The 22,845-nt window shown below is 57.7% G+C and carries 21 protein-coding genes and 5 pseudogenes; 12 read left to right on the top strand and 14 right to left on the bottom strand.

Annotation, left to right across the window (positions count from 1 at the left end; translation table 11 throughout):
• Window positions 1-115: 115 nt before the first annotated feature.
• Both NBG89_RS23445 and NBG89_RS23440 read right to left on the bottom strand, forming a co-directional pair.
• A complete protein-coding gene (locus tag NBG89_RS23445) occupies window positions 116-1,744 on the bottom strand; it encodes a thiamine pyrophosphate-dependent enzyme (protein WP_431324465.1) in 1,629 nt (542 codons plus the stop codon).
• 54 nt (window positions 1,745-1,798) lie between these two features.
• A complete protein-coding gene (locus tag NBG89_RS23440; protein ID WP_431324464.1) occupies window positions 1,799-2,989 on the bottom strand; it encodes an amino acid aminotransferase in 1,191 nt (396 codons plus the stop codon).
• 134 nt (window positions 2,990-3,123) lie between these two features.
• On the opposite strand from NBG89_RS23440, the gene NBG89_RS23435 reads away from it, so the two are divergent.
• Both NBG89_RS23435 and NBG89_RS23430 read left to right on the top strand, forming a co-directional pair.
• Complete coding sequence (locus tag NBG89_RS23435; RefSeq protein ID WP_431324463.1) at window positions 3,124-3,609, top strand: Lrp/AsnC family transcriptional regulator; 486 nt, start codon at window positions 3,124-3,126, stop codon at window positions 3,607-3,609.
• 658 nt (window positions 3,610-4,267) lie between these two features.
• Window positions 4,268-4,519 (top strand): annotated as a pseudogene (locus NBG89_RS23430) (AAA family ATPase); the annotation flags it as partial.
• 106 nt (window positions 4,520-4,625) lie between these two features.
• Here the strand turns inward: NBG89_RS23430 and NBG89_RS23425 are convergent.
• Window positions 4,626-5,249 carry a response regulator transcription factor gene (locus NBG89_RS23425; RefSeq protein WP_431324462.1) on the bottom strand — a complete coding sequence of 208 codons (624 nt, stop codon included), beginning with the start codon at window positions 5,247-5,249 and terminating at the stop codon, window positions 4,626-4,628.
• Entirely contained in the window at window positions 5,239-7,146 is a 1,908-nt protein-coding gene (locus tag NBG89_RS23420; protein WP_431324461.1) for a PAS domain-containing sensor histidine kinase, read from the bottom strand. The genes NBG89_RS23425 and NBG89_RS23420 overlap by 11 nt, the downstream gene beginning before the upstream one ends.
• 445 nt (window positions 7,147-7,591) lie before the next feature.
• Here NBG89_RS23420 and NBG89_RS23415 point away from each other — a divergent pair.
• From NBG89_RS23415 to NBG89_RS23400, 4 genes and pseudogenes are all read left to right on the top strand, one after another.
• Window positions 7,592-8,565 (top strand): annotated as a pseudogene (locus NBG89_RS23415) (alpha/beta fold hydrolase).
• A 96-nt stretch (window positions 8,566-8,661) separates the two neighbouring features.
• Complete coding sequence (locus tag NBG89_RS23410) at window positions 8,662-9,288, top strand: pyridoxamine 5'-phosphate oxidase family protein (protein ID WP_431324460.1); 627 nt, start codon at window positions 8,662-8,664, stop codon at window positions 9,286-9,288.
• A gap of 15 nt (window positions 9,289-9,303) precedes the next feature.
• Window positions 9,304-9,750 (top strand): annotated as a pseudogene (locus NBG89_RS23405) (DUF1348 family protein); the annotation flags it as partial.
• Between the two features lie 12 nt (window positions 9,751-9,762).
• Window positions 9,763-10,591 (top strand): annotated as a pseudogene (locus NBG89_RS23400) (alpha/beta fold hydrolase); the annotation flags it as partial.
• Here the strand turns inward: NBG89_RS23400 and NBG89_RS23395 are convergent.
• The 3 genes from NBG89_RS23395 to NBG89_RS23385 are packed head-to-tail and all read right to left on the bottom strand — an operon-like array spanning window position 10,504 to window position 11,679.
• Entirely contained in the window at window positions 10,504-10,857 is a 354-nt protein-coding gene (locus tag NBG89_RS23395) for a PIN domain-containing protein (RefSeq protein ID WP_431324459.1), read from the bottom strand. The pseudogene NBG89_RS23400 and the gene NBG89_RS23395 sit on opposite strands and share 88 nt — an antisense overlap.
• A 22-nt stretch (window positions 10,858-10,879) precedes the next feature.
• Window positions 10,880-11,404: a GNAT family N-acetyltransferase gene (locus tag NBG89_RS23390; RefSeq protein ID WP_431324458.1), complete on the bottom strand. Its 525-nt coding sequence runs from the start codon at window positions 11,402-11,404 to the stop codon at window positions 10,880-10,882.
• On the bottom strand, window positions 11,401-11,679 hold the full coding sequence (locus NBG89_RS23385; protein ID WP_431324457.1) for a DUF1778 domain-containing protein: 279 nt from the start codon (window positions 11,677-11,679) through the stop codon (window positions 11,401-11,403). Before NBG89_RS23385 ends, NBG89_RS23390 begins: the two co-directional genes overlap by 4 nt.
• Before the next feature lie 421 nt (window positions 11,680-12,100).
• On the opposite strand from NBG89_RS23385, the gene NBG89_RS23380 reads away from it, so the two are divergent.
• Entirely contained in the window at window positions 12,101-12,403 is a 303-nt protein-coding gene (locus tag NBG89_RS23380) for a hypothetical protein (RefSeq protein ID WP_431324456.1), read from the top strand.
• A gap of 352 nt (window positions 12,404-12,755) precedes the next feature.
• Here NBG89_RS23380 and NBG89_RS23375 read toward each other — a convergent pair whose 3' ends face one another.
• Both NBG89_RS23375 and NBG89_RS23370 read right to left on the bottom strand, forming a co-directional pair.
• The gene (locus tag NBG89_RS23375) at window positions 12,756-13,205 is read right to left on the bottom strand and encodes a type II toxin-antitoxin system VapC family toxin (protein ID WP_431324455.1); all 450 of its coding nucleotides are present in this window, start codon (window positions 13,203-13,205) and stop codon (window positions 12,756-12,758) included.
• Window positions 13,202-13,504, bottom strand: coding sequence for a hypothetical protein (locus NBG89_RS23370; RefSeq protein WP_431324454.1), 303 nt, complete (start codon window positions 13,502-13,504; stop codon window positions 13,202-13,204). The genes NBG89_RS23375 and NBG89_RS23370 overlap by 4 nt, the downstream gene beginning before the upstream one ends.
• 556 nt (window positions 13,505-14,060) lie before the next feature.
• Between NBG89_RS23370 and NBG89_RS23365 the strand changes: the two are divergent.
• Window positions 14,061-14,522, top strand: a pseudogene (locus NBG89_RS23365) (recombinase family protein); the annotation flags it as partial.
• On the top strand, window positions 14,522-14,800 hold the full coding sequence (locus tag NBG89_RS23360) for a hypothetical protein (protein ID WP_431324453.1): 279 nt from the start codon (window positions 14,522-14,524) through the stop codon (window positions 14,798-14,800). The pseudogene NBG89_RS23365 and the gene NBG89_RS23360, both read left to right, overlap by 1 nt.
• Before the next feature lie 68 nt (window positions 14,801-14,868).
• Here NBG89_RS23360 and NBG89_RS23355 read toward each other — a convergent pair whose 3' ends face one another.
• The 4 genes from NBG89_RS23355 to NBG89_RS23340 form a co-directional block, all read right to left on the bottom strand.
• Window positions 14,869-15,753: a nucleotidyl transferase AbiEii/AbiGii toxin family protein gene (locus NBG89_RS23355; protein WP_184711142.1), complete on the bottom strand. Its 885-nt coding sequence runs from the start codon at window positions 15,751-15,753 to the stop codon at window positions 14,869-14,871.
• On the bottom strand, window positions 15,746-16,363 hold the full coding sequence (locus tag NBG89_RS23350) for a type IV toxin-antitoxin system AbiEi family antitoxin domain-containing protein (RefSeq protein ID WP_431324452.1): 618 nt from the start codon (window positions 16,361-16,363) through the stop codon (window positions 15,746-15,748). The genes NBG89_RS23355 and NBG89_RS23350 overlap by 8 nt, the downstream gene beginning before the upstream one ends.
• Before the next feature lie 599 nt (window positions 16,364-16,962).
• Entirely contained in the window at window positions 16,963-18,312 is a 1,350-nt protein-coding gene (locus tag NBG89_RS23345) for a GAF domain-containing protein (protein WP_431324451.1), read from the bottom strand.
• Complete coding sequence (locus NBG89_RS23340; protein WP_431324450.1) at window positions 18,309-18,782, bottom strand: pyridoxamine 5'-phosphate oxidase family protein; 474 nt, start codon at window positions 18,780-18,782, stop codon at window positions 18,309-18,311. Before NBG89_RS23340 ends, NBG89_RS23345 begins: the two co-directional genes overlap by 4 nt.
• Window positions 18,783-19,065: 283 nt before the next feature.
• On the opposite strand from NBG89_RS23340, the gene NBG89_RS23335 reads away from it, so the two are divergent.
• Genes NBG89_RS23335 through NBG89_RS23325 form a run of 3 tightly spaced genes read left to right on the top strand, consistent with a single transcriptional unit; the run spans window position 19,066 to window position 21,087 of the window.
• Window positions 19,066-19,527 (top strand): cupin domain-containing protein, encoded by a 462-nt coding sequence (locus tag NBG89_RS23335; RefSeq protein ID WP_431324449.1) that lies wholly within the window; start codon window positions 19,066-19,068, stop codon window positions 19,525-19,527.
• Window positions 19,528-19,585: 58 nt separating this feature from the next.
• On the top strand, window positions 19,586-20,431 hold the full coding sequence (locus NBG89_RS23330; protein WP_431324448.1) for an arylamine N-acetyltransferase family protein: 846 nt from the start codon (window positions 19,586-19,588) through the stop codon (window positions 20,429-20,431).
• Between the two features lie 38 nt (window positions 20,432-20,469).
• On the top strand, window positions 20,470-21,087 hold the full coding sequence (locus tag NBG89_RS23325) for a YceI family protein (protein WP_431324447.1): 618 nt from the start codon (window positions 20,470-20,472) through the stop codon (window positions 21,085-21,087).
• A gap of 405 nt (window positions 21,088-21,492) precedes the next feature.
• On the opposite strand, the gene NBG89_RS23320 is transcribed toward NBG89_RS23325, so the two are convergent.
• Window positions 21,493-22,686, bottom strand: coding sequence for an ATP-binding protein (locus tag NBG89_RS23320; protein ID WP_431324446.1), 1,194 nt, complete (start codon window positions 22,684-22,686; stop codon window positions 21,493-21,495).
• Window positions 22,687-22,845 lie beyond the last annotated feature (159 nt).

The raw sequence follows: 22,845 nt of genomic DNA, 5'->3' as shown, positions 1-22,845 counted from the left end.
AACTGACTTTCTGATTTCTCAAAGACTTGGAACGGGGCCTTCGACGGGACCTTCTCAATGCATGATCGGTTATCCAATGCGATCTTGCGCGCACGACGCGCGTCACGCCCAGAGCCTACACGGATGGCGGCGCCGGATGGAGGAAGGGCCATGGGCTAGCCTCCGAACCCTTCTCGATTGGCACCTCGATGAGCACCGGAACATTCAGAACCAATGCCTCGATGATCAGCGACTTGAGTTCGTCGGGCGATGTGGCGCGGAATGTTTTGACGCCGAAGCTCTCGCCCAGCTTTACGAAGTCCGGGTTTGTGAGCTCGGAACCAATGTATCGGCCTGAATAGCTCTGCTTCTGGTCACGCAGGACGTTACCGTAGGCGTTGTTGTTGAAAACAATTGCTACAACCGCGATATTGTGTTGAACGGCGGTCGCCAATTCCTGGACACCGAACATGAACCCGCCGTCGCCGGACACGGATACAACGGCCTTGTCGGGATTGCCGACTTTGACGCCGAGCGCGGTATTGAAGCCAAAGCCGAGATTGTCCTGATAGCCGCACGTGACATACTGTCTTGGGCCGTATACCGGGAACGCAAATCGCGCAGTGAAGCCTACCTGACTGACTTCCTCGACGAAAAAGCCGTCTCTGGGAAGGGCTTCACGGATCGCGTTGAGATAATCGACCTGCGGCTGCACAGCCGAAAAACGCTCCCTGGCCTTGCGGTTGAGTTCTGCAAACTCGCCCGTCCTGTCGGCAGAGGTCGTCGGCGCCAGAACGTCGATCAGAGCCCTGGTCCCTGCCCTCGCGTCGGCAACCACACCGACGTCCGGCTTGAGCCGGACCATTTCGGTCGGGTCGATGTCGATGCGAATGACCTTCAGTCCCTTCGGCAACCACCGCCAGCGCATGTATTCAAGCTCGAGGCGGCTACCGATACCGATCAGGACGTCTGTATCCTTCCAATAATCGAAGGCAGCCACCAAATTGAGATAGTTGGGATGGTCGTCGCTGACGACGCCCTTGCCTGAACGGTGTGAGGTGACCGGCGCGTTGAGGACTTTTGCGAGCAAAGCCACCTCATCGCCAGCCTCCACGGCGCCTCCGCCGACCATGATAAGAGGGTTCCTTGCATTTGCGAGAATGGCGGCAGCTGCCTTGATCTGCTCTGGATTGACCTGCGGGGCGGGAGCAGGTCTGGTCTGCGGAAGATCCAGTTCCGGTCCCGCCATGCCGAAGACATCCCATGGCGCTTCCACTGCGCCCGGCCCGCGTCGTCCGGAAAGCATCTTGCCGATAACCTCGGCCATCACAGTTCCGCTCTCAGACTGGTGATCGATGCGCTCGGCAACCTTCGTGATCCCCCGCATGGTCGCCAGTTGGTCGGGCAATTCGTGGAGCTGCCCCCGTCCCTGGCCAATCAAGTGGGACATGATATTGCCCGTCAGGCAAAGAACCGGGGAATTGGAGCCGTAAGCCGTGCACAGAGCAGCGCCCGAGTTCAAAACGCCAGGACCAGGCACGACTGTATAAGCGCCGATCCGGCCGGTCGACTGGGCATAGCCGTAAGCCATGTAGCCGGCACCCTGTTCGTGGCGAGTATGGATGAAACGGAGCTCGTCGCGCTTTTCGTAAAGAGCGTCATTGAAGTCATACATGTGGGCGCCGGGAATGCCGAACACCGTATCAATGCCATTTTCGATCAGGGAGCGTGCAATGGCCTGACCCGTGGTTTCCATTTTTGTCATCACTTGTCCAACTTTGAATCTGGCTTTGAATCTGGCTTTGAATCTGGAATGAGATCAGGCAGCGGGCCGCGCGTTCAACGCGCCTTCTGCGTGAAGAGACTTCACGACGGCGTCGGCGTCGGCGGGCTGCATTCCCGCGAGATTCATGCGGCCCGAATCCGCCATGTAGATCCCATGCTTCAATCGCAGCGCCGCGGCGGTTTCCTTTGAAATGGCCAGGTTCGAGAACAGGCCACGCTGCTTGGCGATAAATGCAAGGTCAAGATGCGCTGCAGCGAGTGCGGCGCGATTTCCGTTGACACGAGAGCACATTTCCTGAAGCTCATCCTTCCACACTTCCGTCAGCTCCGTGCTTTCCAGGATCGCGCGAACGATTGCCGCGCCATGATCAGGCGGCATCGACCAGTTGACACGGGCCAGGGAAGCCAGGTTGCTTTCGGCAATCTGAAGCTCCCTCGAATTCCGGCTCATGAGATAAAGTGCGCCGACCCGTTCACGATAAAGCCCGAAATTCTTATCACAGGAATAGGCAACCATGGCTTCGTCGACAGTACTGAGAACAAGGCGTGTCGGCTCTGCGTCCTGCTCAAGACCATCGCCAAGTCCCTGATAGGCAAGGTCGATGAACGGAATGAGCGCGCGTTCCACCAGGAGCGCCGTGATCTGATTCCATTGCTCAGTGGTAAAATCGATTCCCGTGGGGTTATGGCAGCAGCCATGAAGAAGAACGATATCCCCCGCATTCGCCAATGACAGCGCCTCGACAACGCGATCGAAATCGATCTTCTGCGTCGCTAGATCGACGAACCGGTAGTCCTCGACGGCCAACCGGGCGGATCCAAAGATCGGCGCATGGTTGGGCCAGCTGGGCGTCCCCAACCAGACCTGAGCATTCGGATTGGCAGCAGCGATGAGCTCTGCGCCGAGCCGCAAGGCCCCGCTTCCGCCGGGAGTCTGAATGCCGACAATACGATCGAGCAAGTTGCCCGTGGCGCCGAAAATGATCGGCTTGAGCAAATTCACGAAAGTCAAATCGCCTTCCGGACCGAGGTAGCGTTTGCTGTCCTGCGTTTCGAACAAAAACTTTTCCGCCTTCTTGACGGCGCGCATGACCGGCGTCTTGCCCTGTTGGTCACGATAGACGCCGACACCCAGGTCGATCTTGGCTTGACGCGGGTCGGCGTGAAACGCCTTGATAAGTGCCAGGAGGCTATCGGCTGGCTGCTCTTTGAGTTTATTGAACATCTTGCACCTCGCTTGTAGGATCTGGCGTTACCATACCGTCACAACGATGGTGATTTCTTGCATTTTCGTTCACACTCACGTAATAGGGCGCATGAAATTCTTTGTTTTCCCAATATTCACGCAAGAGAATAGACATGGCGAGTAAAGGGGAGGCACTTGACCAATTTGACATCCGGCTCCTTGCGGCAATCCAAAGAAACGCGGAACTGACGCAGGCCGAGCTGTCGCAGCTCGTGAACCTTTCGGCCGCGCAGTGCTCCAGAAGGCTTGACCGCCTCCGGAGCGACGGCTTTGTTCAGAATGTCGTGGCCATACTCAATCCAGAAAAGCTCGGATTTTCCGTCGTTGCCCACACATTGGTGAGCCTGCGCGCCCATACGGAGGAAGGCAATGAACAGTTGCACCGCTTCGTCGAAACCGCTCCAGAAATCCTGGAGTGTTATTCGCAGACGGGCGAGGCCGACTTCCTGATGAAAATAGTGGCCAGCGACCTTGATCACCTCAGCGTGTTCCTGGAACGGATGATCAAGGTCGCCGGCGGGCTCGCGTCCGTGAGGTCAAGTATCGTCCTGCGCACTCTAAAGAAGAGCACCGAGCTTCCCTTGCAGATCATGCGATAGGCGGATCAATCCGCAGGACTCGAAACTTCGCATCGACAACCTGCGAAATAATTGTCTGATCGGCGAATGCCAGAACCGCAACGGCGCTCAATGCGGCCCCGATCAGGGGCCACCACCGGGACATAGGTGGCAATGGCGTCCTGGGCCTTTGGTCAGATATACTGTCGCTATCTCCCCGCCCCTTCCGTATCGCAATTGGTTGCGGGGTGCGCCTCACCCGATTTGCACCTGCGGAACTAAGTGATTGATTTTCTTTAAGGGCGAATCGGGACGGCGATCCCTCGCCTGCAAAACACCCCTCGGTAACCTGTTGTGCCACCGAGGTTTTTTCGGCCTGAATCCACAGAGACTTGCACTGTTCGGCCGGCCGGTAGATGCGGGGAGATTGACTAACTGGACGGCAAGCAAGCGTTGCGATCGTATTTGGACATCGCCAGAAGCCTCTCCTCCAGCTATCAACCCGTCACGGCAAATCCCACCCACAACACACCAACTCTGAGGGGGGCGTTGCGGGGTCTCTCCCGCTGCAGGGGTACGCTGGCAACGAACCACCGGCCAGGGGGAAGGCGTTCCCCCTTCCAGATTGCGACCTTTCAAGCTCCAATTAGCGGTCCATTGACTTCCAATTAGCCGAGAACGATAGTTCCAATCGTCCGAGATTCGAGGAAGACATGTTCTCGAGAGATTTGTAGAGCAGCGCGCGGAGGAAGCCCTTTCGGATACCCCAGTCGTCCTGATCGTGGGACCGCGCCGAGCCGGCAAGACCACCCTCGTCCGAAAGATGGGAGAAGCCGGTCGAACCTATATCACGCTCGACGACCAGACGGTGCTCGAAGCCGCGCAATCCGATCCTGCTGGCTTCATTCGGGGCCTTGATCGAGCCACCATCGACGAGATCCAGCGCGCACCCTTTTTCGGATCCAAATTTACGCATCGACGAAACATTCAATCGCCACCCGCTGAGGAAGGTCCGCGGCCCCTTTAGTGTATCTCACTTTTCTTCCTAGAGCTTACTTTCAGCCCTCCAGAATGCTCGCGATCCTAACCAGATCTGCAACTGAGGATGCGTGCATTTTCCGCATCATGTGGCCGCGGTGAAGCTTCACTGTGGCCTCGGCGAGTTGAACCTCAGCGGCGATCTGCTTGTTCAGCTTCCCGGCAACAACCAAAGTCATAATCTGCCGCTCGCGGTCGGTGAGTTTGGAATACCTCAGGCGCATTGCTGCCGTTTGATTTGCCGCTTCCCGTCGGGCGCTGTCACTTGCCAAAGCGCGGTTCACGGCTTCGAGCAGGTCCTGCTCGCGTACTGGCTTGGTAAGGACATCGATTGCTCCGGCCTTCATGGCGCGGACCGCCATCGCCACATCGACATGAGCGCTGATCAGCACGACAGACCTGGGGTGTCGGCTTTTCGCGAGCGCCTCTTGAAACTCCAGACCACTTTGGCCTGGCAGGCGAATATCCAGAACAATGCAGCCAGCCCGATCCGGATCATCCGCAGCAAGAAACTCTGCTACAGAACCATGGGTTTCGGTGGTCAATCCGACAGATTCAAAAAGCCCTCTCAGAGCTTCGCGGACACTTTCGTCGTCATCGATGATGATGACGGTCGGCCGGCCCCTTTTGCGATCATCCATCATAGGCGCCTGTATCCTCCGCCCTTGGCAAGGTGAATGTGAACACTGCTCCTCCCCCATTTTCCGCCGCAGAAGCCCAGATCCGGCCACCATGCGCTTCGACGATGGAGCGGCAAATCGACAAGCCCATTCCGATACCATCGGCCTTCGTGCTGTAGAATGCTTCGAAAACCCGATCCAACTCGCCGACCGGTACCCCACGGCCTGTATCCGAGATACTCACGATTACACGCTGTTTCTGAGCCGCACATCTGATGGCGATGCGCTTTGCTCTTGACGAAGCTGTCATCGCTTCAGCGCTGTTCATGACCAGGTTGAGAACAACCTGTTGCAGTTGCGTCCGGTCTCCGACGACTTCGATAGGCATTTCCGCCATATCGAGGCCGACCTCTATCTCACGCCTTTGCAGTTCGCCCGTCAAAAGACCCATCACCTCATGCAGGGCAGCTTGTAAATCAGTCTGCTCCATTCGCGCTGGTGATTTCTGAGCCATTGCGCGGATACTGGTGATAATATCGCCCGCGCGATGTCCGTCCCGAACAACCCTTTCGGCGGCCATCCGCGCCTGCTCCAGATCGGTGTGGCCCGGTTGCAGCCAGCGCAGACATGTGCCAGCATTCGTGACGATTGCCATCAGTGGCTGGTTGACTTCATGGGCAATCGAAACGGCAAGCTCCCCTGTGGCCGTCATCCGCGTCACATGCGCGAGGTCACTCTGGCTCTGTCGCAGGGACTCCTCAGCCCGCTTGCGATCCTCGATATCAACGACGACGCCGTACCATCTCACAACACTTCCGTCTGCATCCAACAGCGGGCTTTGTCGCAAGTTGAACCATCGATATTCGCCATCGGCGCGTCTGATGCGGGCATCTACCGGGCGGCTCTTTTTCGAGGCAACGATCTCGTCCCAGGCCACACGCATCGGCTCGACGTCATCAGGATGAAACATGCGATAGAAGCCGAAGCCGACGATTTCTTCAAAAGGCAGACCGACATAATCGATCAAGTTGCGATTGAAATATTCAAGCCGTCCATCCGAGGTGCAGGACCAGGCCATTGCGGGTATGGTGTTGATGATAAGATTGAGCTTATGCTCACTTTCCCTGAGCGCAGCTTCGCTGTCCCGGAGAGCAATCTCCGCACGTTGCAGGTCTTCGATATCGATATTGCAGCCGAACCAGCGCACGACCCCGTTGGCATCAACCAGCTTGCGGCCCGCGAAATAGAACCATCGGTAGTTGCCGTCGGCTCCACGGATGCGTCCCTTCAGAACGGTGTGGTCGGAATGTTCAAGGTCTCTCTTCCAGATGTCCACCATGCCTGGGATATCGTCAGGATGATATAGGTCCAGAAAGCCCCATTCGAGGATTTGATCAGCGGGGCGACCTGCGTAGTCCAACCAGCTTTTGTTGACAAAATCAGCGCTGCCATCCGGTCGCGCCGACCACACGAGAACGGGCAGCGAATTGATGATCAGGCTGAGGTTTTCTTCACTGGCCGCAAGTGCAGTCTTCGTTTCTTTCAGTGCGTTTTCGGCCTGTTTGCGATCTTCGATATCCAGGACGACGCCATACCATCTCGTGACATTTCCTTTGGCGTCGAGCCGAGGCTTCTGTCGAAGCGTGCACCAACGATATTGGCCATCTGCGCGCCTGAGCCTGCCCACAACCTCTCTGGCAGTCTTCGAAGACATGATTTCGTGCCATTCCGAAGCGAGATGTGCCGTGTCGTCTGGGTGAAACAGCTTGTAGAAACCCACTCCGGAGATTTCCTCAAGCGGCACGCCTATAAATTCGAGAAAATGGTGGTTGGCGAAATCCAGCATGCCTTCCGATGTTGCGGACCACACCATCGCGGGGATCAGATCGATAATGGGATCGGTTTCCGGCTCTCGTTCCACAACCCTCTCCGTTCAGAGTTTGAGACGTTCCGGAGCCCAAAAATTCCGACACCATGTCAGGAAATGCCGAAGGTGGTCGATCGTCCGCCGGAAATAGTTACGGGATTTCTGCGGGTTGCGTAAGGACAAATCGATAGACGAAGGTCTATGGCGGCAATGCCATCGTCTAGTTGCGCGTGACCTAGATCGCAATTGAGAGCGATACAAAACGCGCTTACTTCTATCCCTCGAGGCCCTTGATGAACGACGACGATGGCTGGTCCGCCGGCGGGTTCACACCGAACATTTACGTGCATCGAATTCCACACCACTGCCATTTACTGACCTGGGGCAACACCCTCCGGTGACGTTGTTTATTACGACGGCGCTTGCCCGGCCTGAACGGCCAAGGCAGCCCTCATTCAAAACCAATTTTCGTTCCATTCCGACTTATGGGGAGACCATCATGCGTAGCTTGATTATGTGCCTGATGCTGGCGACCGCCAGCATGACTGCCGCGACCGTGGTATCAGCGTTTCCTGCGCAGGCCACGACAGAAGTTCACAAGGCTCCGGTTCCCATCCACTATCGGACCGCAAAGATCGAAGGCCTCGATATCTTTTACCGGGAAGCCGGTCCGACTAACGCTCCGGTCGTGCTGCTGCTCCACGGCTTTCCGACGTCCTCCCACATGTTCCGGAATCTGATCCCGCTCCTTGCGGACCGGTACCATGTCATCGCGCCTGACTATCCGGGTTACGGACAAAGTGCATCTCCCGATCGTAGCCAATTTGCCTATACGTTCGGTGGGCCGCCAATATCGTCGACAAGTTGCTGGATCGCCTGGCTGTCAAAAGTTACGCCATGTACGTGATGGATTACGGCGCGCCGGTCGGCTACCGTCTGGCGTTGAAACATCCGGAACGGGTCAGCGGTCTGATCATCCAGAACGGCAATGCCTATGATGAAGGGCTGAAGGAATTCTGGGATCCCATCAAGACCTATTGGTCCGATGGATCAGCAAAGAGCCGCGAAGCGCTCTCCGGCCTGCTCACGCTCGAAACCACCAAGTTCCAGTACACCGACGGCATGGAAGACGTGTCGCGCATCAGCCCGGACAACTGGGTTCACGACCAGGCCCTTCTGGATCGCCCTGGGAACAAGGACATCCAGCTCGATATGCTGTATGATTACCGAACCAACGTGCCGCTATACCCTGACTTCCAACGTTTCTTTCGTGAGCGCAAGCCACCCACGCTCATCGTCTGGGGCAAGAACGATTTTATCTTTCCCGAGGCAGGCGCTCATCCTTACCTCAAGGATCTGCCGGATGCAGAAATCCATATCCTGAACTCAGGTCATTTCCTGCTCGAAGAAAAGCTGGATGTCGCTGCTCCTCTTATCAACGACTTCCTGGATCGCAACGTCGCCAAGAAGTGACCAGCCATGGTCGCCGGCGGTGTGACCGAGGCTCCGCCAAATCGAGGTCGCACCGCTGAATAGCGGATACTATATTTCGGATTTTGGAACTCACCCATGCCTTACCATTTTTTGGAAGTTGCAATCACTCCGAATGTGCGGCTGGCCCAAGCTGAAATGGGTGCTGATCAGATCTGGTTAGGCGACCACCATCGCGAGTCTGATAGTTTCAACGAGAGTGAACTTGCCTTCATCGCGGCACGAGACAGCTTCTATATCGCCTCTGTGTCGGAAACCGACTGGCCCTATGTCCAGCATCGCGGTGGGCCACGGGGCTTTCTCAAAGCCGTCGACAACAAGACGCTGGCTTTCGCCGACTACCGGGGTAACCGCCAATATATCAGCACCGGCAACTTTGCCGCAAACGACCGGGCTTGTCTCTTTTTGGTCGATTATCCGCAGCGCGCCCGTCTCAAGATCTACATGCATGTCGAGAAGCTGACGCTCGACGCCGACCCTGCGCTGACCAACCTTGTTTTCGATGCGGGCTATCGGGCAAAGGCGGAGCGGATTTTCCGGCTGCGGCTGGAAGCCTTCGATTGGAATTGCCCTCAGCATATCACTCCCCGCTACAACGAACGTGAGGTGGAGAGGGCGGTAACACCGTTGCGCGAGCGATTGGCTCAACTGGAATCGGAAAATGCAGAGCTGCGTGCGCGGCTCACGGCCTTGGGAGAAAAATAGTGGAAGTCACAAGAGCCGCCGTTTTCAGCGGCCTCCGCAACTGAAAAGGTTCGACTTGCCGAGGATGGCTGGAATAGTCGGAACCCCGAAAAGGTAACGCCGGCTTATAGCGAAGACAGCCGGCGGCGCAATCGCTCGGAGTTCGTAAATGGCCGGGAGGCGATCGTCAGTTTTCTGACCCGGAAATGGCAACGCGAGCTCAAATACAGGCTGATCAAGGAGCTTTGGGCCTTTACCGACAATCGTATCGCGGTTCGCTTCGCCTATGAATGGCATGACGACAGCGGTAACTGGTTTCGGTCATACGGGAACGAAAATTGGGAGTTCGGAGCCGATGGCCTCATGCAAAAACGCTTCGCTTGCATCAACGATTTGCCGATCCTTGCCGCGGATCGACGCTTCCACTGGCCGATTGGCCGGCGACCGGATGAACACCCCGGCCTCAGCGATTTTGGCTTTTAGAGCGAGGACAAGATGAAGCGTTCGACCTACCACCGCATCAATATCGACGGTTGCGAGATGTTCTATCGGCAAGCCGGGGAACCCACAAAACCGTTCCTGCTGTTGCTGCACGGTTTTCCGTCTTCAAGCCACATGTTTCGCGATCTCATGCCACTGCTCGCCGATCGGTTCCACCTGATCGCGCCGGATATACCGGGGTTCGGCCGGTCACAGGCGCCCGCGCGCGAAAATTTCGCCTACATCTTCGACAATCTTGCCCACTACATACAGAGGTTCATTGAGGTTTTGAGCTTCGAGCGATTTGCGCTTTACGCTTTTGATATCGGTGCACCGATCGGCTTCCGCATCGCGATGGAGTATCCCGAGCGGGTGACCGCGATTATCTCCCAAAATGGCAATGCCTACGAAGAGGGGTTGAGCGACGTCTGGAACCCGATAAAGCGATACTGGTCCGAGCCGACGGAGGCCAATCGGGACGCACTACGCGAAATCATGAAACCTCCCGCCATTGGTTGGCAATACGAACACGGCGTTTCGGACTTATCGAACGTGTCTCCCGACGGCTATTCGCTCGATGCCTTCTACATGACGCGCCCGGACGCTGAAGAAATCCAGCTCGACATTGCACTCGATTACGCGAACAAACATTGCACGGTATCCCATATTTCAATTCTATTTACTGCAGTACAAGCCGCGGTTCCTGGCGATATGGGGCGACAAGGATCCGTTCTTTCTGCCTGCCGGCGCAGAAGCCTACAAAAGGGACCTGCCGAATGCGGAGGTTCGCTTTCTCGATACCGGCCATTTTGCGTTGGAGACGCACTCCTCTGAAGTCGCCGCTGTCACGCGCGGATCAGCTTCGCGGATCACCATGTCATTGTGTTCAGCTTTAAGCATTTCCCTGAACAGGCTTGATGCTTTCCGCGCGCGCTGCCCTAACCGATCAGAGCCTTTATTCTTTTGCCGGTCGATTTCGACCAGCACCGGCCGCGTAACAATCAACCGGACATGGCTGTAATTTTTCCATGGCGACCAATCGAGATCTTTGAGCGGCTTACATTGGATGAAGACATTGCTGTCAGGGAACAGAAATAGATCAGCTTGCATATCTGCTCCTGTGAATGGCGTATTATAGCGTGTGTCCAGCCGCTTTCAGTGCTTCCTCCATGGTCGTCAGCGGTATCGCCAGCGAAAGCGGGGAATCGACAAGCGGTATCGCACCATAGGTTTTATACCACTCGGCGACCCTGTCATTTTGAGCATCGATAGCTAACACTACGCCGCCGACTTCTGATGCTGCCCGCAAGCAACGTCTGCCTGCAGCCAGCATGAGCTGGCCACCCATGCCTTTTCCTTGTTGGCGCCGATCGACAGCAAGGCGCGTCAACCGGAAGCCCGGCACTTCATGCCGCCCAAGTCCTTTACGCACCGCAGTCGGCACTTTCTCAGCATCGATTGACGTCGGGGTAAGGCTGTAAAAGCCCAAAATATGCTTGTTGTCGTCATCACTGACGGCAAGAAAGGTCTTTGAACCGCCCTGATCGTGGCTCTGTCGCGCGTATTTTTGCAGAAAGTCGTTTAGTTCAGCGTCGCCACAGTCGAAATTTTTGCGATCATGATGCTTGCCGATCGCCTCTTCATGCCAGGCCGTCATATCGATTTGGGTAGCGAACGTGCAGCGGCGCGCAATTTTTCATTAGGTTCTGGCGGATTTTCCAGCAGCTCCAGAATGCGCAAGAAATCGCGTTCAGAGACTTTGATCGTTTCAGCCTGCTCGATCACGGCATCCGCTTCACGCAGAGCAGACTGTGTAACAAAATTAGTAAGGTCGGTATTGCGAAGCGCAGCGGCGCGCAACAGCTTAGCTTTGGCCGCAGCCGGAACCCGCAAACTCATACGCTCATTATTTTCGTTTGCTATGCTCGGCATGTCAGCCTCCATCTCTCACTGGAGTATATGCAATCTTGCATAGATTGTCAATATTCGTGCGCCTTCAAGGCGTACACGATTAATCGTCATCATAGCGGCGGTAGAATTTGCGCTCGGGCAAGCTAGAGAGATCAACGGACAGACGCCCTGCTCCACCGGAAGCCCGCCACATCCCATGTCGCTTACGCTCATGGGCGCGGCGGATATTGTCGATTGGATTGACTGGATTCGATCGGGCGACGGTACTGCACCTGAGCCGGAGCCCATCGAATTCATCCGACTGCAATATGCCGGCCGCAACTATCTTGCTTCAGCGCCATGGTCGTGGCGATCTGACTTTCCCCCTTGGTGGGAAGAAGATTTCTTTGGGCATCCTGGGTGGTGGCGCCATATGTCAAGCGTACGCCGAAGGATGATGTCTTTGAACGGACCTCGATTCGGCTGGTTCGTCATTGAGGAGAAGGCCGGCGCCGAATTCTTGAGTGCGCTCAGCGGAATCATTCGAGGCGGTGAGCGAGCGATACCACCCACCCTTCAACTACCGACCTTTCAGTCGATCGGGTTCGGCCTCCCGGACATCGAGGGCCTCGCCGTAAGCCGCGAAGGGGGCGACTATCGGTATGCCCTGTTTCGTGACGGCCTGGCGCTGCCCGGCGATCCGTTCCGCGGTCGTCTCCGCGATGTTGTTATATGGTCGCCAAACGAGGGGCTATCTTTGCGCTGAGCCGCTCCGGCTACATCATTCTAGGACGACATTGAAGGAGGGATACGCCCGCCGGAAAGCAGCAAGCACTCGATCGCGCGCTCGGTCCATCTCGCGAGCTGCTGTGTCGGTGAGCATGAAGGTTGGGCTTGGGTCAGGCTGTCGCGGTTGACGCATTGAATGACAGTGCGTTCATTTGGTTGGTCGTCGAACGGCAGTGTGCCGATGATGTCGCGCCCTTGATCGCTTCCCGTCTGACCGAACCAAGCAAGATCAGCCCAGCCGTCACAAAGGTGGAAAGCAAACACGAGGCGCTCAAACTCAGTCCCGCTAAAATCCTCAAAATGAATGGGTCGGACGGTTCGCGCTATCGTCACCTGCCCGCCTCCTGGTTCTCAGAGCTACGGAGCGGGTTGATAATCTGAACGTCCTCGAAATCCTTTTCATTGTCGGTCACGACGACGCAGTCGTTCGCTTCGGCTAAGGCGGCAATGATTGTGTCCAGCGCGCTTCGCGGACGGCCCTTGGCTTTGCCGTGGGCCATCAGCCGCGCCCAGACGAGGCCCGCTTTCTCGTCAAACGACAGGACGCGGCCGGCGAACAGCGCTTGCGGGCCTTCGGGGCCGGCGAACCAAGTTTCAAGGCTGCTACGCTTCTTACCTGTCGGCTTCTCCAAGATACCTCGACGGATTTCGGCGACGGTAAGCGAAGCAATGAAGAGGTCGTCGTCTTTCTGAGCGCCCATCCAAGCCAGTAGCGAACCCGACGGCTCCGGCTTTATGACGTTGCTGATGATATTTGTATCAAGGAGGTAGCGTGTCACAGATCGACCTTACGTCCCTCTTCTCGCGGCCGGCTGAGGTCGAGATCCGCGCCAACCAGAGGTGAGCGACGTAACGCCGCGAGGATGCCGCCCGCTTTCGGAGGCTCACCCGCCACTGCCTGCTGTATGGTCCGGCGAAGCTGCCCGGCTTCCGGACCTTCTTCCGCCAATTTCCGGGCAAGGGATCGGAGTAAATCGCGGTCGGCGTCGAGCGCCTGGATCTCGAACCGTGCGATGCCTCGCTCTGTTAGGCGAGACCGATAATTCTCGAGGGCTCTTTTCTGCGCACTGTTGCTCATCGCGCGTCTCCGTTCTATATCCAGATATATAGCCATGTTTTCTTTGGAGTGCAAGGCTGGTGGAATTGTTATCGGTCCCGGCAAATGAAAATGGTCGCTCTCTGACATTTGGGGTGCCGGCGGTTGCCATCATGGCAAGACGCCTCTCTCTCAAGGGGGGCGATCACAAAAATATTATTGCTACGATAGCTGTCGAGCCGTGCCCCGCCACTACGCTGCCACTCGCCAGCATTCGCTCAATCGCGACACAAGCCATTGATTTACAATCGATTTTCTCCTTGCCAGCGCGCAATCACTTGGCATCATTGTCTCGAAGCGGAGTTTTCCGCGCGAGGACAAGGACGCGATCGTGGCGCGACCAAGACGTACAACAGCCGGCAAGCTTCGTGTGGTCGCCGACGCGGCCCGCGAACCGGCTGTGTCTGCGTCGTCGAAACCCGATCAACGCCTCGTCAACTTGGTCCGCCTGCTGGCGCGACAGGCTGCACGGGACTTCGTTCAAGCCGAAACAGACAACCGGACGCGAGACCGCCTCCCGGAGTAAGGAGGTCGCCTCATGAAGGTCGCGCTCTACGCTCGCTACTCATCGGACAATCAGCGAGACGCCTCGATCGAGGATCAGTTGCGGGTCTGTCGCCTGCACGCAGAAAAGCAGGGCTGGACGGTCGTCGACAGCTATACCGACCGGGCGATCTCCGGCGCATCGCTGCTGCGACCCGGCATTCAAGAGCTGATCAGCGATGCGTTGCGCGGCAAATTCGTCGTCGTGCTCGCGGAGGCGATGGATCGCCTGAGCCGTGACCAGGAGGATATCGCGGAACTGTTCAAGCGCATGGCCTTCGGCGGCGTGCGTATCGTCACGTTGTCGGAAGGCGACGTGACGCATCTGCATGTCGGTCTCAAGGGGACGATGAACGCCCTCTTCCTGAAGGACCTGGCCGATAAGACGCGCCGCGGGCTGCGCGGCCGCGTCGAGGACGGCAAGTCCGGTGTCGGGCTGTGTTTCGGTTATGACGTGTGAAACAGTTTGCATCGAATGGCGCGCTCGTGCCCGACGAGGCCGAGCTGGCGATCGTGCTGCGCGGCGACCTGGCCGCGATCCTGCGGTTTGCTGCGAACAAGAAAAACCCCGACGTCCTTTCGGAGGCCGGGGTTTTGGGTGCCTTGCTTTCACAAGAATCGTTGGTTGCGGGGGCAGGATCTCATCTTAACTTGCGATCGACGCAACCGCTCAATGACTTACTAAAAATTCTTCTTGCTGGCGACCGCAGCGGGCTATTTCGCACAGCGGCGTAGACGATTCACCGACGTCATACGATTTCGGAAAGATAGGCCTGTAAGGCAGAAGTGAGACGGCCGATGGCTCAGCCGTTTCGGACGCCGCCGTCAATGTCGATCGCCAATTTTGCGTGAGACATCAGGAATGGCGCAATGTCTGCGAGGACATCCGTCAGCGTTCCCGGATTATGGGAGACGCCCTCGACAAATGCCTTCCATTGCCGTTGCTTCTGGTCATCCTCAGCAAACGCCGGCGTCAACCCATCGGGCAGTTCCACAGGAATTGCGGTTCCACGCCGCGCGAAGGTCGCCGCGATCGCCCGCGCCAACCTGTCATCATTGTAAGCAAATGAACGGCTGAGAATCCAGATATCGTAGAAATCCTTCATTCGGCTATTGGCGCGCCCCAGCGCCACCATCGCCTGGAATTTCTCGGCGATAACGGTCTCACGCGCATAGGCCCGAAGGCGCGGCGCGGGAAACTCCAGCATCGAGGGATAGTCGAGTACTTCGGCACCCGGCTCCGTCGCATCGCCGAAGCCAATATCAATCGTCAGACCGATGCGGGCGCCGCTGATCGAGGCCGTTGTGCGGAGCCGCAACCCTCCATATTCCAGTTCCTCGCGGATGCGATCGATGCGCAGCGCCGCAATGTCGAACTCCACGCCATCGGCAGCTTCCAGCGACATGATTTCGCGGAACGTCGCCAGCATAGGTTCGGCCTCAGACTCGCCGAAGCCCAGCAGATCAAGATCGCGCGTGCCGCGATGCGGGTCATCAAACCAGCTCATCATCAGCATGGCGCCTTTGAGAACAAAGCGGTCGGCATGCGGAGATTGTCCGAGCCTGTAGAGCAGCCGTTCGAGGGCGAAGCGCGTGAGGACGAGATCGAAACTCTGGCCGCTCGCCTTGGCGAATTGCAACAGACGCGCACGCACCGAGGCTCCGACATTCTTCAGTTCTTTAGCCATTGGCGATCAATGCCTCGAGATAGGGCCGGATCACTGTCGCGACAGCACCGCGCTCAGCATGTTTGGCGATTTCGTCCGGAGTTGCCTTGCGTTGGCGCAGCGCTTCCTGAAGCCCCTCGATCGCCACGGACAGGCCAATCTTGTTGCGATACCGGAAACAGTCTGCAATCGTCTTGGCGACGCTGAACACCTTCACGGGCACACCCTCGACGGTGTGGGTCTCAACGCTGTCGGTGAGCAGTCGATCGATAAAACGAACCAGTCGTACCGGCGCGCCCTCCATCTTGGGCGCCCAATCCTTTTGGCCGATGGCCATCCACACATGCCTTGGCATCTGATCGGTAAGTTCATGAAACGCCAGCGCCGAGACAAGGCAGACAACGCCCTTCGGCAGGCGCTTGGCGGCCTCCGCGAGGCTATGGTGTGCGTCGAGCGGGGCGTCAGGGAGCTGATAGAGACCGCGTGCAAGACGAAGCACCTCACCATCGCGCTCCATACGGCTCATGGTAGCGGCAGTCACGCCCTCAGCGCGCAGCTCGGTCAGGCGCGCAATGCCGTGGAGCCTGAGCACGGTTCGGGCAATCTGGCGTTGGGACGCGGGTTCCGTCATGATACGTTAGCTCGGAGAATAAATCCTATCATCCGAGGATACGTATCACAAAAATCAGCTTGCGGGAAGAGACCCGGCCTCATTCGATCACCCCATCCGTCCCCGGCGACAACAGGTCCATCGTGGGCGGAAAGATCGTCGGCGCGTATTTTTGCCCACTCTATTATTGACAAGTACATCAAGGCATTAAAATCAAAAGAATAAATATTTTTGTGCATAAAAACGACCGTAGTTAAAACCGGCGAAATTCTACGCTTTTGATTTTCAAGGATTTTTCAAATAGTCATCCAAAATGATACTTTCGGAGACTATCATCAACGGACGGAACATTGAAACCATGTAGATGGAACCGTAGCGCCGCATAACATACGCCACACGGACCAGCCGCCACCGCCGCTAGATGGGGTCGGCTAGACGCTTACTGTTCAAATTTCCCGAGCCAGCTCTCTGGCGTACGGGATCGTAATTTCCGGCTATTGTGGGATAGTGTAGCGTGGGAATTGGTTGCGGGGGCAGGATTTGAACCTGCGTGTGGTCTTTGCAACCCGACACAGGATATCACCTTTATCCGACACCGGCTCCATGTCGCGGTCCTTGGCTCATGGGTAATCGCCTGCGGTCGCGTCGAGAATGAGAGTGCCTTCCGCCTCGAGCCGGACGCGGCCTCTGCCGACGCGCACGAGGCGTATGGGCGCGTGCTTTTCTTCGAGCCGGCGACGCAACAGCAGGAGCCGGGTTTCGAGATTGTCCTTGATCTCCGGCATGCGGGCGCCGGCCGCAAGCCGCATTTCCCGGTTCGTAAATTCGCTCCTGCCATCGCTCAGATGCCATTCGAGCATCAGGCGCAGCAGGGTGCCGGCGACGCCCTTCACTATGTAGGTGCCGTCGATGAACACGCTGTCATCGAAGCGGTGATGGGCGATGCGAATCTCCCGTCCGGAAACGGGTTCGAGCAACGGAGCTACCTGTCTCGTTTCGGCGGCGCCCGCCTCCCGTTCGCTGGCCCAGAGAGCGCTGGCGGCCTGCCCCGCCAGGATTTCGAGAGCAGCCTCGTCCTCTTCACGGAAGGCAAGCCGCTCCGTGCTCTCGATGAAGAGCACGCCCGTCACCGTGCCGCGGGCAGTCATGGGGACTGCGATCTGGCTCATGGCCGCCGGCAATTGCGGGAAAGCGACGGTGCGCGTCGTATTTTCAGCCGCTTCCGCCTCCAGACCAATCGCTTCGCCGAACCGACGCACGCGGCTCATGTCGCTGACCTTGATTGTCAGGCCGCCCGTTGCCGCAGCGCCGATCAATCCCTCACTGGCGATGATTTCCGATGCGAGGCCAGAACGTTCGTAGCCGATGCTGCCGGTGGTGATCAAACAGCCGCGATAGTTGTCTTGGATAAGCACAAGCGCATTACTGTATCCGAGGACGCGCTGGATGGCTCCAAGCAGGCTATCAATGATCTCGTCGGCCTCCGCCTGCTGCTCGATGGCCTTGATCGCCTGCGAAAGAGCAGGCAGGCTAACGGGCGCACGGCCGGCCATAGCCGGCGCGGTCTCAACCGGCGAGGGAACCTTTTCGATCCCGTGTACCCGAAAAATATCGGCACTCCTAAGCCGCATGACGTCCGACATGCCGACCTGCACGCTGCTTGCCTTGAGCTGACGGGCGATCTTGTCGAACAGCGCGCCGGCATCCACGGAACGCACGAAACCGATGTCGAGCACGAACTGGTCACCGGTAAAGCCGTCAACGAGGATCAGGGTAACCTTGGGATTGGCGCGGACATTTGCCGCCGTCTTGGCGAAGAACTGGTTGGAAAGCGCGACATGCTCTTCATCGACCCGCACCACGTGGGAGAGATAGGAGATGTTGGGCATACCATCGGCCGCGGCGGTCGCGATGATGGAGGGGATGACACCTTCGAAGCAGGCAGAAAGATCGCAGAGCTGTATGGTCATGGGGACCTCGTGCCTGCCAGCATGCCGGCGAGCGGGCCGGGTGTCTGGATGTAGATTTCGCTGATCGAGAACCGGGCGACACGCGCCTCGCGCGCCGTCAGCCATGGCGCGATGAGGCGCCGGGACACACCGAGGGATTCAAGTTCGTCCGTCGCGGCCGCAATGAAACGGCCGGCGCGATCAAGGTCGGACGTTTCCGTGCTGCGCATTGTGGCGGAACCTTTCAGCTGGAAGCTCACATAGTCAGAGGGGCTGACGAAGGTGGCAGCGATCCGCCTCGTCTTTCGGATGCAGGGTTCAAGCCGAGGCCACTGCCAGGCGGAAAAGATGACGTCGATCGTCTCGCGGTCTTCCAGGAGATGGAAGCCGACGCCGCGTCCTGCCGAAGGACGGCCGGTTTCGTCAGCCACAGCGATGATGCACATCAGCGGCTGATTGAAGAAATCGAGGAGCCTATCGTCGAGCCTCACTGCCGTCCCCCATTGCTTGTCCCAGTCTTCTTAGCAAACTTTTAGGATATTCGGCACGGCTTGCACATTCATTTAGGAACGCCGCTTTTCGCGGCACGCTATAGAACGCCGTACCGGCTGGACGGCCTGGATAGCATCATCTGCCCGCCTTCGGCGGCATTGCCGCCGCCCAAGCGAAAGACGTCGAAGCCACGCCCCGCACGCCGGGACGAGGACACGATTTCCGCGTCCTGCCGCAAGAGTGAAAGCATCGAAAATCGATGCGTCCGAACTGGAGAGAGAGATGAAGAAGTTCACCTATGCGGCGGTTTCGCCGCCGGGGCATGGGACGCCAGCGATGGCGTTCGGTCAGCATGTCATCCGCATGATGGCGGCCACTACTGGCGGTTCGCTCGGCATGTTCGAGGCCTTCGTGCCGGCCGGCGAAGGCCCGCCTCTGCATGTGCACGAGCGCGAGGACGAGTTCTTCCGCGTCCTCGCCGGCCGATTCGGCTTTTGGTGCGCCGGTGACTATGTCGAACTCACGGAAGGCGGTTGCATCGCACTGCCGCGCGGTGTGGCACACCGCTTCCGCAATGTCGGGAAGACTAAGGGCCATCTCATGGTCATCGTTACGCCTGGCGGGTTCGAAAGCTTCTTTCCGATCGTCGAGCTCTGCAAACCGGAAACATCCGAGCAGATCGCCTCGGTCGCCAGGGGCTTCGGCCTGACTTTCCCGCCCGAGGACGACCGCAAAGTCGCCTGAACGACGCCAAACACACAACCGGACCCTCAACAACGATCCACCGAAAGGAGACCGAAGGATGACACATGTCCCTTCAAACGAAAACGGAATGCCCCTGACAGCCGCGCAGCTCGATGCCTATCTGGCCCGAATTGGGGTCGAGCGGCCGTCGCGTCTCGACATCCGCAGCCTGTCGCGGTTGCACCGCGCTCATCTGATGAGCTTTACGTGGGAGGCGCTGGACGCCTTCATGGGATGGCCCTCCGCGATTACACCGGCTGCAGCCTTCGCCAAGATGGTAAAAAGGCGGCGTGGCGGCTGGTGCTACGAGATGAACGGCCTCTTTGGCGCCGCGCTTGCAGCACTCGGCTTCGGTGTGACCCGTCTTTGCGGTGGCGTCGATCGGGAAAAGCTCGGCGACATGGCCATCGGCAATCATCTGACGCTGCGTGTCGACCTCGACCGTCCCTATCTTGCCGAAGTCGGTGTGGCGGACGCTATCATCGAGCCGGTGCCGCTTGCCGTAGGGTCGATCAGCCAGCGCGGCTTCGACTTCTCGATCATGCCGGCGGACGGCGGATGGCTCCGCTTCAACAACCATGTGCGCGGCATCGCGAAGAGTTTCGATTTCCGGCCCGACCACAGCGACGAAGCCGCGTTGGTAACAACACATGGCTGGCTGACGCAGGATCCCGCCTCCCCGTTCACCAACGCGCTCGCGGTCCTGCGACACACGGCGGACGGCTATGTCGCCCTTCAGAACGACTGCCTGCGCCGCGTGACGGCGAACAGCCTCAGCGAGCAGCACATCACGAGTGCCGACCATCTCGCCGACACGTTCGAGACCGTATTCGACCTCGACATTCCACAACCTGGCCAGGTCTGGGAACGCCTCCAGGCCATCGGCCGCGAAAAGGCCGCCTGAGGCGATACCCCGCATCATTCCAATCCGAGGAAACATCCATGCTCCGTATGACTGCATTTGCCCTTGCTCTTGCCTTGGGCGGGACCGTCGCCCTTGCCGCTGCCACCGATCCGGCGCCGGGCGGGGCCTACAAGACCGACCCCTCGCATTCGAGTTTCAACTGGTCGTTCAACCATTCCGGCCTGTCGCACTACACCGCGCGCTTCACGAAAGTCGATGCGCGGCTCGACTGGAAGCCGGAAAAACCGGAAACCTCCACCCTCTCGGTCACGATCGACCCGCTTTCGATCCGCACGGACTATCCCTGGCCGGAAAAGGTCGACTTCGACGCGGAAATCGGCGGAGAGGAGAGCTTCCTGGCAGCCAGGCCGATCACCTTCGTTTCCAAGACGATCCACGTGACGGGCGAAAAGACCGGCACCGTCGAAGGCCTCCTCACCTTCCGCGGTGAGACGCATCCGGCAACCCTTAACGTCACCTTCAACGGCTCGATGGCCGAGCACCCGATGATGGGCGTCCCGAAGATCGGCTTCTCGGCAACCGGCAGGATACACCGCAGCGAATGGGGATTGGATTTCGCAATCCCCGAACTCGGTGACGAAGTTACCTTCGCCATAGAAACGCAGATGGTACCCGCTGATTACTCATTCCAGTGAGAAACGAATTGAGATGCAGGTCCGGACCTGCATCTCAATCATTGCGGAGCCCAAATCTCCCGCGGTAGATTATTCGCGTCGGCTCGCTGCCGCGAAACGCACGCCATCTCGAATCATCCTTTATTGATCTCTGACTGCCAAGGGGTAGCGCAACTTTTTTGCGTGCGGGCCTGATCAGGCAATGAAGCTTAACACTGCTCTCGTCAAGACTTGGTCCCCGGCCGCGCTGTAGCCATTGACCCAACCTTCCGCTACCCCGCGATCAGGAATGGCGCCGTCACCGCCCGTCAAGGGCCACGGCGTCCGCAAGCGCGTATTTTATAGCGCTTGTCCCATCAACAGCTTCGTTATTCGCTATGTCGACGGAAGCGACTATGGCCGTCTGTTGCCTGCTTGCCCTGGTCCTTACTGCTGCGCATTCGTGACCCTGGCTTCGATCCAATTGCGAACCAAATAGTCGCCGAACAATGGAACCGTGAAATCTATGTCGCCGTATGAAGGGCTATAGATCATGCCCTTCTTGATGATACTTGCCCGCATCGGCCCAAGTTTGTTGGGTGGCTCTTTCATCATATCCGCAACGTCGCCTGACTTGTACGGCCCGTCACCGAGCTTCGCCATGGCGCAGACGTACTCACGTTCGCGCGGCGTCAGGCGGTCAAAACGCACTCTGAAGAATCCGTCGTCCAGTCGTCGCAAAGCCTTCTGTGAAGATTGATCGATGTCTGCGGCGTCTATTGGCGAATGATCTGCCGTGTTCCAAGCCTGATAGCCCCACTCTTGAAGGAAATAGGGGTAGCCGCGGGTCTTTGCGACAATGGAATGCAATGCGTCGACTTCAATCTGCTCACCCTCTTCCTCTATCGGATTCTTGATTGCAAGTTCTGCCGACTTTTGGTCAAGAGCGCCGACAGAGGGATAGGAGAACAGTCGCTCTGCATATGACTTTGCATCGCCCGAAAGGGCTGCCACCTGAGGCAGGCCGGCGCCGAAGAACAAGAGGGGAAGCCCTTTTTGGTTTGTCCGATGAACAGCGACAATTAATGCGGCGTAGTCCCGCTCGCCAATGTACTGGATTTCATCGATTAGAAGCGTCCAACCGCGCCCTGCTGCCTTTGCAGCCTCCCCTACTCTGACGAACAATTCGGAAAGATCATATTCAATGTTTCCACTATCCGCAGTCCCCGTCTCGGGATCGACCGACAGGGCGAAGTCCCCCATTTCAACTTTGAATATCGCAGCAAAACTTCGGAGTGCTCGCATCGCACTGAAAGCAGTCGCTCTCGCCTGTTCAATGACGCTGAGCTTGCGAAGAACCTGATGGACGCGAGGATAAAGGAGGGTTGGAAGTGGAATCCCTTCCGGCGCTTCAATCATCGACGTTAAGTGCCCATGTTCTTCCGCGATCTGCTCAATCTTGTTTAGCAAGACGGTTTTTCCGACGCCGCGAAGACCAAGTAGTATCTGCGACTGGGTCGGCTTACCGCGAATGGATCGCTGGACAGCGACATGTGCGTCTTCAAGAATCTTGTCACGGCCAGCAAGTTCGGGCGGCTGCGATCCAGCACCAGGAGCGAAAGGATTGCGAACTTCATCCATGACTCATATCCACTTTAGCCAGATATACGCCATTTATCTTATATCTGCATATATGTCAATATATCCGCTTAGAACAGCGGAATTCCGCTCCTTTGAAACTAAGCTCTCCGGGTGGGCAATCGGACCGATCGACCTTAATTGGTGATCATCGAAACACCT

Origin of the sequence: Rhizobium sp. YTU87027 (assembly GCF_050644135.1) — a bacterium.
Classification (GTDB): domain Bacteria; phylum Pseudomonadota; class Alphaproteobacteria; order Rhizobiales; family Rhizobiaceae; genus Rhizobium.
This window is presented reverse-complemented; position numbering and strand designations above follow the sequence as displayed.

What these genes read in the sequence shown, in the direction of transcription:
- NBG89_RS23435 (WP_431324463.1), top strand. Translation starts at nt 3,124, where the DNA reads ATGGCGAGTAAAGGGGAGGCACTTGACCAATTTGACATCCGGCTCCTT.
- NBG89_RS23385 (WP_431324457.1), bottom strand. Translation starts at nt 11,679, where the DNA reads ATGCCGAGCATAGCAAACGAAAATAATGAGCGTATGAGTTTGCGGGTT.
- NBG89_RS23335 (WP_431324449.1), top strand. Translation starts at nt 19,066, where the DNA reads ATGAAGAAGTTCACCTATGCGGCGGTTTCGCCGCCGGGGCATGGGACG.
- NBG89_RS23395 (WP_431324459.1), bottom strand. Translation starts at nt 10,857, where the DNA reads ATGCAAGCTGATCTATTTCTGTTCCCTGACAGCAATGTCTTCATCCAA.
- NBG89_RS23370 (WP_431324454.1), bottom strand. Translation starts at nt 13,504, where the DNA reads ATGAGCAACAGTGCGCAGAAAAGAGCCCTCGAGAATTATCGGTCTCGC.
- NBG89_RS23390 (WP_431324458.1), bottom strand. Translation starts at nt 11,404, where the DNA reads ATGACGGCCTGGCATGAAGAGGCGATCGGCAAGCATCATGATCGCAAA.
- NBG89_RS23445 (WP_431324465.1), bottom strand. Translation starts at nt 1,744, where the DNA reads ATGACAAAAATGGAAACCACGGGTCAGGCCATTGCACGCTCCCTGATC.
- NBG89_RS23330 (WP_431324448.1), top strand. Translation starts at nt 19,586, where the DNA reads ATGACACATGTCCCTTCAAACGAAAACGGAATGCCCCTGACAGCCGCG.
- NBG89_RS23320 (WP_431324446.1), bottom strand. Translation starts at nt 22,686, where the DNA reads ATGGATGAAGTTCGCAATCCTTTCGCTCCTGGTGCTGGATCGCAGCCG.
- NBG89_RS23355 (WP_184711142.1), bottom strand. Translation starts at nt 15,753, where the DNA reads ATGGCTAAAGAACTGAAGAATGTCGGAGCCTCGGTGCGTGCGCGTCTG.
- NBG89_RS23345 (WP_431324451.1), bottom strand. Translation starts at nt 18,312, where the DNA reads ATGACCATACAGCTCTGCGATCTTTCTGCCTGCTTCGAAGGTGTCATC.
- NBG89_RS23410 (WP_431324460.1), top strand. Translation starts at nt 8,662, where the DNA reads ATGCCTTACCATTTTTTGGAAGTTGCAATCACTCCGAATGTGCGGCTG.
- NBG89_RS23440 (WP_431324464.1), bottom strand. Translation starts at nt 2,989, where the DNA reads ATGTTCAATAAACTCAAAGAGCAGCCAGCCGATAGCCTCCTGGCACTT.
- NBG89_RS23325 (WP_431324447.1), top strand. Translation starts at nt 20,470, where the DNA reads ATGCTCCGTATGACTGCATTTGCCCTTGCTCTTGCCTTGGGCGGGACC.
- NBG89_RS23425 (WP_431324462.1), bottom strand. Translation starts at nt 5,249, where the DNA reads ATGATGGATGATCGCAAAAGGGGCCGGCCGACCGTCATCATCATCGAT.
- NBG89_RS23350 (WP_431324452.1), bottom strand. Translation starts at nt 16,363, where the DNA reads ATGACGGAACCCGCGTCCCAACGCCAGATTGCCCGAACCGTGCTCAGG.